The following is a 12,428-nucleotide window of genomic DNA, read 5'->3' on the forward strand; positions in this document are numbered from 1 at the left end:
GCGATAGTATCTGCGACGACTGCGCTTTTGCTGAGAGCTAGATTTCGCCTTACGCGGAATTTTATCCTTTTAAATCTATCGCGCTTATCTGCGGAATTCTACACCGCACGATAAATTTTATATTTTATCGCAGCGCAAAAGCCCTCAACTACGAAATTCTGTTGCAGCATGGGATTTTAAAATTCTCGGTGCGGGTAAAATTCTAAAATTCCGTCATGCATAAAATTTTAAAATTCTATCATAGCGTGGAATTTTGCTCCGAATGGAATAGATGTTTTTAAACCGAGCGTGAGATAAAATTTTAAATTTTGAAATTTTGCGGAATTTCTCGCTTACTAAAATTTCAGAATCTGCAGATTTTAAAATTCCACTCGCCGCGTGCGAAGCGGAATTTCAAAATTTCAAAATTCCGCGCCTTAGAATTCTAAAGTCTAAAGCATATTATAAATTCCGTCTAAAAGGAAGTATTTTTTATCCGCAGTGCCGCGGTAAAACGGCTCGAAAGTGTCCTCATAAGCCTTTTTGAAAAAGCCCTCTTTGCTTAGCTTAATTAGATCGGCATTGATGAAATCAAGCAGGCTTTGATTGCCTTTTTGCACGCCGACGCCTAAGAATTCCGCCGCGCCTAGGTTTTTAAACGGCACTTCGAGCGTATCGTCCACGACGGCATAGGCTAGGACGATGATGTTGTCATTGGCGTAGCCGTCGGCTCTGCCGTCCTTCATCATCGCATAGCACTCGGAGGTATTTTTGCAGTAAACTAAATTGCTAAATTTCTCTTTGCGCAGATAGCGCTCGGTCATCGAGCCGTTGGGATTTTTTTCGATTGAAATTCTCATATTACGAACCTGTGCGAAGTCCTTCACTTGATCCTCTTTACGCGTTACAATGCCAAAATTTACCGATAAATACGGCAGTGAGAAATCCACCTGCTTCTTACGCTCTTGCGTAATCATAAAGGTGCCGATAACCATATCGACCTTATTATTTTTCAAAAACGGGATTCTATCGCCCGCGGTTACGGCTACGAACTGCACTTCGCCTTTTTTATCGCCGAAAATGTCTTTGGCGATCGAGCTAGCAAGCTCGATTTCAAAGCCCTCAAACTTGCCGTTATTAGACTCGCTTAGTGGCGGACGACCTTCGCGCACGCCCACTCTGATAACACCTGCCTGCCTGATTTCATCTAGTGTATTTGCAAAAATGCTAGCGCAAAATAAGGCTAAAATAAAAAGTAATCTCATAAAAAGCCCCCTACTTTTTAGTTTTGAAATAATTATAGCACTATATATTTTAGAGAAAATAAATGCAAGCGGTTTAAAATTTAATCACCGCGCGTATGCAAGCTTGAAATTTAGGGGTAAAGCTGGGATTTAAAATTTAGCGAATTTGAAAAATTTTAAATCCCAAGATTTATTCGTTATGCAAACTGCCTTCGATAAATTTTATATTTTAATTTCTAGCTCGCTTTTATAATAAGTCATAAATTCCGTCTAAAAGGAAGTATTTTTTATCCGCCGTACCGCGGTAAAAAGGCTCGAAAGTGTCCTGATAAGCCTTTTTAAAAAAGCCCTCTTTGCTTAGCTTGACAAGCTCTGCGTTGATGAAATCAAGTAGCTCCTTATTTCCCTTTTGTACTCCGATACCTATAAAATCGGGCTTGCCGAAGTTTTGAAACGGCACTTCGAGCGTATCGTCTACGACGGCGTAGGCTAGCACCGTGATATTTAAATTGATGTATCCGTCAGCTTTGCCGTCTCGGATCATCGCGTAGCATTCGCTTGTGCTTTTGCAGTAGCTTACGTTGCTAAATTTCTCTTTTTTGAGGTAATTATCTACGGTCGTGCCCTCTTCGGTTATGAGCCTCATATCGCGCAAACGCGATATATCTTTGATGGCGTCCGCTTTGCGAGTTAGTACGCCGAGATTGGTCGAAAAATACGGCATCGAGAAGTCTACATGATTTTTGCGCGCCGAATCGATGACGAAGGTAGCTGCAACTATATCGACTTTATTATTGACTAGATACGAGACGCGATCGGCGGCGCTTAGAGAGACAAACTGCACTTCGCCTTGTTTAGCACCGAAAATCGCCTTTGCGATAGCATTGGCAAGCTCGATCTCAAAGCCTTCAAATTTACCACCGCTAATCTCGCTAAAAGGCGGTCTGCCGTCTCTGACGCCTACTCTAATGACGCCGCTATTTCTGATATCTTGCAGCGTGTTTGCAAAAAGCCCTGCACAAAGCAAGATCAAAGTAAAAAGTAGTTTCATTTGCCGCTCCTTTGTTTAGGTTATTTATGGCTAATTCTAGCGAAATTAAAATCAAAAGGCGCTTTTTTGGGCTAAATTTATTTGCCGTTTGCTTTTTATGAAATTTCAAGACGCCGTTAAATTTAGCCTTAGATTTGATATAATCGCGCAAAATTTAAGCGAGGGCGATATGAAAAATTCTATCTTTTTTTGGCTTTTACTTGCGGTCTGCACTTTCGGCGCTGCTAAGGATGATCCGAGAGTTTCTGCTTCACAGCAAGCAGAGTCAAATTTATCTCAGCCAAATTTTGAAATTTTTTACGATGAAAATGCTAGCGATGCGCAGATTGATGCGGGCTTGGATGCGCTTTTAGAATTCGCGGCGCAAAACAGGGGCAGGATCGACGAGGATTTCGGGGAGTTTAAAGATAGAATTTTCACTGCTTTCATTTTTAATCCGAAGGTGCTGCGAAATTCAAAATTTGACTTCGAGCGGATAGAAAAAATCCTTAAATTTAAACCAAATCTCAATTACGGCGGAGACGGCGGTTTTTTCTCGCCGCTAAAGCTCGCGATCTTTTTCGGCTCGAAATTTAGCGGCGAGACGGCAAAGCTTTATCACTTTGATAGCGCCGATGCGATGCGGCTTTTAGAGCTTTTGGTGCAAAACGGCGCGAACGTCAAAGCTGACGGATTGCTGCTAGACGCGGCGTCAAACGATAATTTCGAGGCATTTAAGTTTTTGATCGCAAACGGCGCGCGAGATACGAAAGACGTGGTCGGCTCGGTTGCGGGCAGCGAATTAATATTTTTAAGCGACAATAACGTTTCCATTCTCGGATATAAAGAGGCGCTACCGCTTGCTGCGAGGGAGTTTGCCGCGGGCACCAAATTTAAAGAATTCCGCGATGGGAGATTATGCTATTTGGACGAAATTTTAAAATTTCAAAGCTTTGCGAGCATCGATAAAAAGGAGATCGAAACGCTTATCAAAGTAGCTGTGGTGCTGGATGACGAGATGACGGCGGAGTTTTTGCTCGCTCACGGCCTTTGCAAGCAGAAGGAGCTTTGCGAGTTTCTAAAAGCGCAGGCGAAAACTTACGACGCCGCAAAAATTTCTAAAATTTTAAGCCGTCAAAAGGGCTAAATTTTAAAATTTATACGGCTATGGCATGGTAAAACAGATAAAATCGCTATTATAATTGTGCTAGTCGCAGCCGCCCTACTTTGTTATTTAGCGCGAGCGAAAAAGTAAAATTTGTTCCGCCTAACCTGCCCTCCTCCGCTTATCAAACGGCTCGCTATTAAGTTCATTCGAGATAAATTTTAATGTATTTGCCAGACAGCGCGGCGGCGTAGGTAAATTTTAAAATTTTATCTTTATTCGGGTCTGTTTTGATAAAAAATATATCGATTTCAAAACTCCGTAGCTCCAGCACCCAATAAATATTATGAAGATGATATAATGAGCCAAAATTTTGAATAATATCACTTTATAATTTAAGGACGAGGTGCCGTGTGAAATTTAACATAAATGCCGTTATCGGCGAGGCGGATGATGTGCCGATCTATATATCGAATATTATAAGAGCAGCAAGGCAAGAGATTAAAAGTATTTTTAGCGATTTTGAAATGCGCTCGCTGCAAAAGATCGATATTTGCCTTTGTTTGAGCGGGGAAGTGTCGAGATATTTTCCGAAATCGGGAATTTACCAGCCGAAATATTATCTTAAAAGCAAAAAAATTATCGCGTATATTCATTTTAGCTCAGATGAGTGGGGCTCCAATAAAAAGGCGAACGTAGATAAATTTTTAGAAAAGTTCAAGCAGTATCTTATGGAGCTTGGAGATATTGCCGGGCGGAAGATTGCGAATAATAATTTAGAGTTTGACGATACGCAGTACAAAGACAATATAAATAAAATTTTTGAAAATTTAGTAGTAGATTGTTGAAATAAAATTTGAAAATAATATCTATCTGAAGCGGCAAAATTCCGCTTCAGATAAGGCAGACGCTAGCCCGGGCTAGTGAAATTCCAAACGCCCTTAAGACACGAAATAGCGACGAGGTGAGTTTGGAATTTCATCATCAACGATAATTTAAAATTTTGCCCGAAAGCTTATTGGCTAGCTTAAAGCGCCTTGGTTGGCGCCCCGTAGAATTTCAACGCGCCGTTAAGCAGGCGATGAGTGAGCCGCGCAAGGCGGGTCTTGCGCGAGCGTGTAAAAGTACGCGCGGTGTTATTTTGCAGTAGAATTTTACGGATTTGATCTCATGCGTAAAGGGCGAGATCAAGCCTAAATGCCCGACAAGAGCAAATTTTACGCAAACCGCGCAAGACGAGTTTTGTGCGAGCGCTAAATCGCGGCTTTTAACGCTTCAAATTTCGCGTCTTGCTCGGCTAGCAGCTGTCCTTTCTCATCGCGCGAGACGTAAATTTTAAAGATATTTTCGCCCGCTTTGTCGTAAAAGCCTACGAATTTCGAGAGCATCCCCATGAAAGTCTGCGTCACAAGGATGATTTTATCGATATCATCCGTCTTTAGATGACCCCCCAAAATGCCCAGCCCATGCGCCTCATCGCCGTTTGCGCCCATGCCGAAATTATAAAATCCGCGCGCGCTCTTGCCGCTTGGGATCTTGGTTTTAAACTCGATGATGAAGCTCGGCGTATTTTTCACGAAAAGCACCTCGCCCCAACTCTCAAGCTCCCTAATGACCTCGCCGAATTTATCGCCGCCCGCGCTCTTTCCGAAGCGCTCGGGCAGGTTTAGCAGTACGTCGATCTCCTTGGCGCCGAGCTCCTTGCAGATCTGCGCGATCGAAATTTTAGGGTTTTGCGCGAACAGCGCCTCGATTCTCTCTTTCATTTTCATCCTTTCTGAAATAAAATTTTGAGCGCCATTATAATATAAAAATTCTAAGTTACAGATAACGGCAATCAATTAGAGCGAATTTTTGAAGCTTATTTTAAGAAAAATTTAGCGCTGCAAAGTGCTTATGCGTAGAATTTTAAACGACAATACAAAGAATTTTATCTACACGGAATTTTAGAATTCTAAAATTCCGCAAAGCTTTAGAGCTGTATCATAGCGGATCGTATCCGAAGCGATTGGACCCGCTATCGCCGCGCTGCACGAAAAATACAAGCAGCACTATCCAGCCCACAAATGATACCAAAAGTCCGATATCGCCGAAAAAAGCACCCACGATCGGCGTTAAAATAAGCAGAAAAAACCAGCCACTTCTATCGGTGTCATGTAGTCGCCTGACTGATACGGCGATGGCTGGCACTAGCATAGCTAGTTGAAAAAGCGCATCTATAATGCCGATTTCTTGATGGACGATTTTGCCGGCTATTATTTGATTGTACCCTATCGTAGTGCCTAAAACGCCATCTATCAAACTCAAAACAATCCCACCAAGCACGGTAAATAGAAAAAACCACCAGTACTCCGACCTCGATGCTCGCCCGCTAAATGCGGCGTATTTTTGCTTGACGCAAGTTTGCACGGACTCCATAAAAGTCATTTTAAACTCCTTTTTTAAAATAATATAGGATTATACTAATCGCCCCTTAAATTTAAATACCTAAAACTCCCGCCCGTTCATCTGCCTTACGTGATACGCCAGATGCACTAGGCCGTAGCCGCCTTTTGAGGCGGTAACCTCCCTAGTGCCATGAACCGCCGAAACATTTAAAACTACCGAAGCTAACCACCCTATGGCAAATACTAAAGCGAAAAGCTGCGAGTCAAGCGCTATCAAGACTAGAGTTACTATCTCCGTAGCTGCAATAACATAAAACGCTCTTAGATAGTTTTTCTCTCCGCTGCAATCATAAAGCTCTTTACTAACTAGCAGCTGATAGATCAGATATACCGCTGTGCATACACAATAAATGCTTATCATAAAAACTGATGGATTAAACAATTCAAATCCTACAAATATAGTGCTTACTGCGCTTATAGCCGAGGAAACCCCGACTAGCACGGCGTTTGATAGCAGATCCGTGCTGCGTATAGCGCGCGCTAAAAAATATAGCCCCACAGCTAGGCATATCATAGATATAAGTCCGACGCCCTCCAACGCACCCACTTTATCTACATTCTTGATATATCTGCCTACCGCATTTAACGCCTCAAGCCCAAATGCTATGTAAAGGGTAGTTTTGGCGGTAGATAGATTTTCGCTCTGCTCTTTAGCGTCATCCGCATAAACATACAGGATTGCTCCCGCGCCTACGGATACATTTAGCTTTCGCACCATATCAGGCAACCTAAAAAAGTCGCTAATAAGCCAGATTAAAAATAAAACATTAGGCACCGAGAAAATAACCATAAAATGAAAAAAGCCCTGTTCTATATCTTTTAGGTCTGATGCTTGCACGCCCAAATCCGGACGAGACGAGTTTATAAGCGCTAACAGATCGTTACCTTCTATACTCGTCCACATGACAGCAACCACTACTAAAAAAAGCCAGATGAGAAATGGCAGCCCGCCTAAAAGCTGAAAAATCGCGGAAATTATACGTCCAAGATAAAATCTATGCGCGCCGAAAGGCCCGAGAAACATATAAAACGCGTAGGCTTTATTTAGATCGTAAGCCTTAGCTGAGCTTTGCGTAGAGTTAATTCTATCGGAATTTGAGGAAGCTGAATTTTGCCAAGTGGAATTCTGCTCTGTAAAATTCTGCGAGTTTGCGGCATTCTCGGTAGAATTCAAGCCTTTGGCGTTAGAATCTTGCTCGCTAGAGCCTGTCGCGGCAGAATCTCGCAAAATAGAATTTTCTTCATCCAAGCCTTGAGCTGCAAAAGCTAAATTTTGCTCCGCAGAATTTTGTGGAGTAAAATTTTGCCTTATGGAAGTGGAATTTTGCTCTATAGAATTCTGAGCCGTGGAATTTTGCTCGCTAGTATCATCCGCCGCAAGTTCTTCTTGCGCTAAATCTAAATTCTCAGATTGCTCCTGTGGCTTCTCATCCAAGGGCTTTTTTTCTTCGCCGCTTTTACGTCTTATACTGGCTAGCGATGCAGGATTGCTGCTGCTGCCCCAAATATCTTCGCCCATCTGCTCTCCTTGATTTTTAAAGCAATTTTACCTGAAATTTAAGGAATTTTTGTATATTCGCCGCTACAAATTCAAAACAAAGGACAAAAATGCCAACAGTAACATTCCAAGGAAAGCCCGTAGAGTTAAGCGGGCAAGAGATAAATCTAGGCGATCGCGCGCCGCAAGTGCGCTTAGTAGCTCAAGATCTAAGCGAAATCGAGATCGCTAGCGGCAAGCACGTGCAAATCATCGTCGCCGTGCCGTCGCTAGATACGCCCGTCTGCGCGACGGAGGCACGCAAGTTCAACGAGCGCGCCGCATCGCTTCCTAACACCGAAGTAATCGTCGTTTCGATGGATTTACCGTTTGCGATGGGGAGGTTTTGCACGACTGAGGGGATCAAAAATCTACGCGTTGCAAGTGATTTCCGCGATAAGGAATTTTGCCGCCACTACGGCACTCTCATCGCCAGCGGCGCATTAGCAGGTCTCAGCGCCAGAGCGATCTTCGTCATAGATACCGCAGGCGTTGTGGTTTATAAAGAGCTCGTAAGCGACATAGCCTCTGAGCCCGACTACGACGCAGCGCTGGATTTTGCAGAGCTCGTCGCTCGCAACAGCTGCTCTAACTGAGCAAGATAATAGATCCAAGGTTTGGATAATTTTCGCCTCGCTTTAGTTCACTACTTTAAGCAAATTCGCCCTACTGCAAGTAAAAAACGAAGTAGGGCGCTTAAAATCCACTTCAATTTTACATTTTGATTTTACGCTTTAATTTTCGCTCCAGCGTACGCAAAGCTGTTAACGCACAGCAATAGTAAGCGAATGAGAACAAAATTTATAGGATTACTCGCCGCTAGATTTTAAATTTAGCAGCAGCGAGAGTTAAAATTTTAAAATTTGCTCGCTTAACTACTCCGCGCGATAAATTCGCTAAAAGTTATCTCGCGGGCATAAAATTTAACTCCGAGCGAGGCGAGCTTGTCTTGCAGCGGCAGCGCCAGTTCCTCTATGCCGCTAAATACGCAAAGCGGCAAATTTTGCGCCCTCTCTTTAGTCGCCGCAAAGCTCTCGTCTTCAAAAAATTTCTTTAAAAATACGAGCGTTTTTACCTTATCCGCGCCCAAATCCTCGATGAAAACGCTGAAATATCTATATCCCGGTTCCTCGCGCGCTTCATCTTTCCGCGCGTAATCGTCCGCCAGCTCGCGATAAAATTCGTTGTTTAAATCCGCAAGCGGCGCGATCGCTTCAAGCGAGCAAGGCGCCTCAAGCGCGGCAAGTGCGGTTAAAATTTCTTCAAATTTAACGATGTCGTCCGCAACTTTAATCGGCTCTCAAGAGCCAGCGCCGTGATAGGCGAAGTAAACGGGTGAGGCATCCCCAAGAGCAAAATCCACGAAAAACGGATCGTCCATGCCGTTACGCGCGATGACCCGCCAGCTCTTGCGCCACTGCCCGGGCGCGTCGTCCGCTAGCTCCTCGCCCGTTTTGCGGCTAGCGAGCCTATATCCCTCCTGAAAACTCTCAAACTCGCTCTCGTCAGGATAGAAAAAAGGCAGTAAAACGGACTCTGAAACGATGCGTTTGCGGATAAAATTTTGGATCAAATTCGGAATTTGCACGGCGCGACCTTTGGGTTAAATTTGAGCGAATTTTAGCAGAATTTTTAATCCGCGCAAAATTTACATTCAAATTTGACGCACACAAAAGAAGCAAATTGTGCTCAAATTTTCACCAAATTTGAGCACAAAAAGACAAGCGGAAGTATTTTAGTTGCGACGAAAATTTCGGCGCAAATAGAACATATAGAGCCGAAATTTTACTAGCTCCGCAAAAAGCGCTCACGAAAGGGCGCACAATCAAAAAGACAAGCGGAAGTATCGCGAGATGATTTTGAGAGTTGTGCAGAAATTTTAAGTCAAGGCTAGACAAGTAGTCTGCCGCAGACTTAAAATTTCAAATCTCTCTCAAAAGCACTCGCGAGACAACGCGCTACAAGGATTGTAGGATTTTCGGTTTACCAAACGCCTGTATCGGCTTAATCTCGCCCTTAAATTTCTCAATCTGCGCTAGCACGGTGTGAGCCGAGTTGCTTTGCGCGAGACTTGACGTGCCTTTATCAAACGTAAGCACATTTACGCAGCCGTGCTGGCAGAGGCTCTTCTCGCCCCAAACCTCGGGATCGTACCACGCGCCCTCGCAGATCGCTGCGACGCGCTCGGGCACGATGTCGGTGACGAGCACGCCTGCCAAAATTTCGCCGCGGTCGTTGAAAACTCGCACGATGTCGCCGTTCGCAAGTCCGCGAGCTTCGGCGTCTTTTGGGTTTATCAGCACCGGCTCTCTGCCGCTAACCTCGGCAAAATTTCTGATGATCGAGTTGTTTAGCTGGCTGTGCAGGCGGTAGCGAGAGTGCGGGCTTACGATGTGGATCGGATATTTAGCTGTCTTTTTCGCATCGCCTAGCCACTCTTTAGGCTCGATCCAAGTAGGCATCGGCGGGCAGTCGGCATAGCCCATCTTAGCGATTACGGGCGAGTAAAGCTCAATCTTGCCAGACGGCGTGCCGAGGCGATTTTTGGCGGGATTTTCGCGGAATGCCGCAAGGCGCGTATATAGCGCGCTGCTCTCGTCGTCCTTTTCAAAGCGCACGAAGCCTTTGTCGTAAAATTCCTCGAAGCTAGGCATCGTTATATTTAGGCCTTTGGCTTGCTCTACGGCATCGGCGTAGAATTCCTTCATCCAGCCTAGCTCGTCCTTGCCCTCGCTAAAGACCTCGCCATATCCCCAGCGCTTGCAGATCTGCTCGCAGATCCAAAAGTCGCTCTTGCTCTCGCCCATCGGCTCGATTGCAGGCCTGTAAGCGACTATATATTCGCCAGTAGCGCCGGTTTGATTGATGTCGTTGCGCTCGACCTCGACGGCCACCGGAAGCACGATGTCGCTAAGTTTTGCGGTGCTCGTCCAGTACGGCTCGGCGGTGATAACGGTGTCGAGCTTACGCCACTGCCTCACAATATTATTCACGTCTTGATGGCGCGTAAACATCGATCCGCACGCCATATAAGCGACTCTCATATGCGGCAGCTTGATTTTAGTGCCGTCGTAGTCGATCTCCTTGCCCGGATGCTCCAGGGCCTCGATGCTGCGAGAGGACGGGATGGTAATGTTTTTCGCGTTTTTCCAAGGCGCAGAGCCCGTGTTTTCGTATTTTTCATCTATACGAGTGCTAAGTCCCTTTAAAATCGGAGCCACTTTATTCGTAGCGCCCGCAGAGCCGTAGCCTAGGCTAAATTCAAAGCCGAGCCCCTCCTTGCCGATATGTCCTAGCATCGCATTAAGCGCCACTAGCGCCCAGAAAGGCTGCTCGCCATGATCGGCGCGCTGCAAACCGCGACCGATTAAAATCGTGCTCGGCTCCTTTGCAAGCGCCGTAGCAAATTTCGCAATAGCCTCCTCGCTAAGCCCGCAAATTTTGCTCGCCCAAGCTGCGTCCTTTACGATTTTATCGCTCTCGCCTAGAAAATACGCTTTAAATTTATTAAATCCAACGGTATATTTTTTGATAAATTCCTCGTCGTAGAGGTTGTTCGTAAAGAGATAATGGCACATACCGATGATGAGCGCGGTGTCGGTGTTTGGGCGCACGATGATATCTTCGCTGCCGAAGTAACGCGCGGTGTCGTTTCTCATCACGTTTACGCTGTAGGTTTTGATGCCCGATTTCTTAAGCTCTTGCATGCCGATGTAGCCGTCGTGCGTAGGCGGAATGGATGAAATTTGATTGGTTACCACAGGATCGGTGCCCCAAAATACGACGTTTTTAGCGTTTTTGACGATCGCTTTCCACGTAGTAGGCGCGTCGTAAACGGCGCTTGAGCCCAGCACGTGAGGCATTATAACAAGCCCCGCACCGGTGGAGTAGTCGCCGCTTTCCTCTACGTAACCGCCTAAAATTTTAAGCATTCGGTGCGCTACGGTGCGTCCCCAGCCGATCTTGCCGCTACCGCCCCACCAGTAGCACTCGCCGTAGATCGCCTCGGCGCCGTATTTGTCGAAATTTTCTTTCAAAGCCTTCGCCGCTAGATCAAGCGCGACGTCCCAACTAACGCGCACGAACTCCTCTTTGCCGCGCAGTTCGCTCTTTGCCGCGCCTTTTGCCTTTAGATAGCTTTTGCGCACCATCGGATAGAGCACGCGGTTTTCGTTTTGGATATTATCGGGCAAGCTATAGTTCATCGTGTTTGGAAATTTATCGCCCTCAAAATCGCTTACCGAAACGATCTGCGACGAGTTTAAATTTAGCCAAAAAGGGCCGAATCTATTCGCGCCGAATACCTTTTTGTTATCAAAAATCGTCTGCGTTACCCCCTCAATCCTGCTAGCGCTTGCTGCGCTTGCGCCTAAAATCCCTGCCTTTAAAAAGTCTCGCCTTTTCATCTGATCTCCTTTATCATTCAGGTTTTTTTGCGTTATGTTGTAGATATTTTATGATCAAATTTAGCTCGTCGCCCTCGAGCGCTACGTAGTTTGCATTGATCATCTCTTGTAAATTTGCAGGCCACTGATTTGCCGTGAAGCTCTTTGGCTCATGCAAGCGGTGACACGCCGAGCAGATCTGCTCGTAGTTTGTCTTTGCCTCCGCATAAAGCGCCTTAGCGTCCTTGGCTACGGCATCCGAGCCGACCTCGTAAATCCCCTCGACCTCGTACCAGATCTCGCCGTAATCGTCCTCGAGCTTTTTGCCCTTTTTAAAATTCGCTTCGGCCTCGTTCGCAAAGGTCGCATAAATTTCAGCCTCTTTCATATTTTTTTGGATCTGAAGCTGATAGTTTTCGCTCACGACGCCTTTAATTTTAATCTTGGTGGCGCCGCCATCGGCGGGTAGCACCTCGATCGGCGTTAAAATTTGAACTTCGCCGATAGTTTTTCCGTCCTGCGAGATCGCCGTGGTTTTGGAGATCACCTCGCCGCCAAAAAGCGAACACGCACAGACAAATGAGATAAAAATTTTCCTCATAAAGTATCCTTTCTGGGTTGTCTTTGACGCGAATTATAAATCAAAAATAAATTTAAATTTGTCGCGATTGCGACGAATTTATCCTTTTTGAGTAAAATTT

At 45.3% G+C, this 12,428-nt stretch carries 12 protein-coding genes; 3 read left to right on the forward strand and 9 right to left on the reverse strand.

Going from position 1 to position 12,428, the window contains the following annotated elements; genetic code table 11:
• Positions 1 to 431 precede the first annotated feature (431 nt).
• The gene (locus Q0257_RS07365; RefSeq protein WP_298023462.1) at positions 432 to 1,244 is read right to left on the reverse strand and encodes a transporter substrate-binding domain-containing protein; all 813 of its coding nucleotides are present in this window, start codon (positions 1,242 to 1,244) and stop codon (positions 432 to 434) included.
• A 226-nt stretch (positions 1,245 to 1,470) separates the two neighbouring features.
• Entirely contained in the window at positions 1,471 to 2,274 is an 804-nt protein-coding gene (locus Q0257_RS07370) for a transporter substrate-binding domain-containing protein (RefSeq protein WP_298023465.1), read from the reverse strand.
• A gap of 97 nt (positions 2,275 to 2,371) precedes the next feature.
• Between Q0257_RS07370 and Q0257_RS07375 the strand changes: the two genes are divergently transcribed.
• Together Q0257_RS07375 and Q0257_RS07380 are read left to right on the forward strand one after the other, a co-directional pair.
• On the forward strand, positions 2,372 to 3,400 hold the full coding sequence (locus Q0257_RS07375; protein ID WP_298023468.1) for a hypothetical protein: 1,029 nt from the start codon (positions 2,372 to 2,374) through the stop codon (positions 3,398 to 3,400).
• Positions 3,401 to 3,771: 371 nt separating this feature from the next.
• Positions 3,772 to 4,206 (forward strand): Imm12 family immunity protein, encoded by a 435-nt coding sequence (locus Q0257_RS07380; protein WP_298023471.1) that lies wholly within the window; start codon positions 3,772 to 3,774, stop codon positions 4,204 to 4,206.
• Positions 4,207 to 4,611: 405 nt separating this feature from the next.
• Here Q0257_RS07380 and hutX read toward each other — a convergent pair whose 3' ends face one another.
• From hutX to Q0257_RS07395, 3 genes are all read right to left on the reverse strand, one after another.
• Positions 4,612 to 5,124 (reverse strand): heme utilization cystosolic carrier protein HutX, encoded by a 513-nt coding sequence (gene hutX / locus Q0257_RS07385; RefSeq protein WP_298023474.1) that lies wholly within the window; start codon positions 5,122 to 5,124, stop codon positions 4,612 to 4,614.
• Positions 5,125 to 5,341: 217 nt separating this feature from the next.
• The gene (locus Q0257_RS07390; RefSeq protein ID WP_005872982.1) at positions 5,342 to 5,785 is read right to left on the reverse strand and encodes a DUF805 domain-containing protein; all 444 of its coding nucleotides are present in this window, start codon (positions 5,783 to 5,785) and stop codon (positions 5,342 to 5,344) included.
• Positions 5,786 to 5,845: 60 nt separating this feature from the next.
• Entirely contained in the window at positions 5,846 to 7,324 is a 1,479-nt protein-coding gene (locus Q0257_RS07395; protein WP_298023477.1) for an NINE protein, read from the reverse strand.
• Positions 7,325 to 7,413: 89 nt separating this feature from the next.
• Between Q0257_RS07395 and tpx the strand changes: the two genes are divergently transcribed.
• Positions 7,414 to 7,938 carry a thiol peroxidase gene (tpx, locus tag Q0257_RS07400; RefSeq protein ID WP_298023480.1) on the forward strand — a complete coding sequence of 175 codons (525 nt, stop codon included), beginning with the start codon at positions 7,414 to 7,416 and terminating at the stop codon, positions 7,936 to 7,938.
• A gap of 275 nt (positions 7,939 to 8,213) precedes the next feature.
• Here the strand turns inward: tpx and Q0257_RS07405 are convergent, their stop codons facing one another.
• From Q0257_RS07405 to Q0257_RS07420, 4 genes are all read right to left on the reverse strand, one after another.
• A complete protein-coding gene (locus tag Q0257_RS07405) occupies positions 8,214 to 8,432 on the reverse strand; it encodes a hypothetical protein (RefSeq protein ID WP_298023483.1) in 219 nt (72 codons plus the stop codon).
• A gap of 210 nt (positions 8,433 to 8,642) precedes the next feature.
• Positions 8,643 to 8,930 (reverse strand): hypothetical protein, encoded by a 288-nt coding sequence (locus Q0257_RS07410; RefSeq protein WP_298023486.1) that lies wholly within the window; start codon positions 8,928 to 8,930, stop codon positions 8,643 to 8,645.
• Positions 8,931 to 9,300: 370 nt separating this feature from the next.
• Positions 9,301 to 11,748 (reverse strand): molybdopterin-dependent oxidoreductase, encoded by a 2,448-nt coding sequence (locus tag Q0257_RS07415; RefSeq protein ID WP_298023489.1) that lies wholly within the window; start codon positions 11,746 to 11,748, stop codon positions 9,301 to 9,303.
• 13 nt (positions 11,749 to 11,761) lie between these two features.
• Positions 11,762 to 12,328 carry a hypothetical protein gene (locus Q0257_RS07420; protein WP_298023492.1) on the reverse strand — a complete coding sequence of 189 codons (567 nt, stop codon included), beginning with the start codon at positions 12,326 to 12,328 and terminating at the stop codon, positions 11,762 to 11,764.
• Positions 12,329 to 12,428 lie beyond the last annotated feature (100 nt).

Origin of the sequence: uncultured Campylobacter sp., assembly GCF_938018035.1 — a bacterium.
GTDB lineage: Bacteria > Campylobacterota > Campylobacteria > Campylobacterales > Campylobacteraceae > Campylobacter_B.